This is a genomic window from Singulisphaera rosea (assembly GCF_054877945.1).
Genome location: NZ_JBTYIP020000090.1, coordinates 1 through 680, shown reverse-complemented (window position 1 = coordinate 680; position 680 = coordinate 1). Strand labels below are relative to the sequence as shown.

Here is a 680-nt window from a genome sequence, read left to right as displayed (position 1 = left end):
ACCAGCACGGCGGCCGATTCCTCAGCGTCCTACCTCGGACGCGGGCCGAAGATCGTGAATTCCGTCAGACCGTGGCTCGAGACGGCGTCCGCTGGCGACCGATCCACGACAAGCTCGATGATGACGGTCACCTCATCGATCGATTCTCCGTCTGTGAGCCGGAAGTCTCCAGCGTCGAGGGGTATCGGCTGGTCTGGTATCACAGCACTCGGAAGGCGGAAGTCGATGCCCAAGTGCGGCTCCGGCGCGTGGCTCGTGCCGAGGGGGAACTGTCCGGGCTGAAGGTGAGGCTCAATGCCGTCCGCACGCGGTTTCGGCAGCGAGCCAAGGTGGAGGAAGCGGTGGCCGCGATCCTGGGACCCCATGACGTCGCGCGATGGATCACGGTCACGATTGAAGAGCGAACCGAGGAGTCCTATCGCCAAGAGGGGCGTGGCCGGCCCAACGAAAATACGCGTTATATCAAAGCGACAAGTACACGTTTCACGATGGATTTCCAGGTCGACTATGCGGGCCTGAACGCCGAGAGGAGTGGCGATGGTATCTTTCCCCTGGTGACGAATGCACGTTCGCTTTCGGAACGGGAACTGTTGTTGGCGTACAAATGTCAGGCCGGGATCGAGAAGCGGTTCTCAAACCTGAAGACCGACTTCGAGGTGGCGCCGGTCTACCTTAAGAAT

1 protein-coding gene is annotated in these 680 nt (G+C 60.7%); it reads left to right on the top strand.

Annotated elements, in window-relative coordinates; genetic code table 11:
• The coding region (locus tag ACYOEI_RS41075) for a transposase (RefSeq protein WP_463671737.1) at positions 1-680 on the top strand (680 nt) is incomplete at both ends.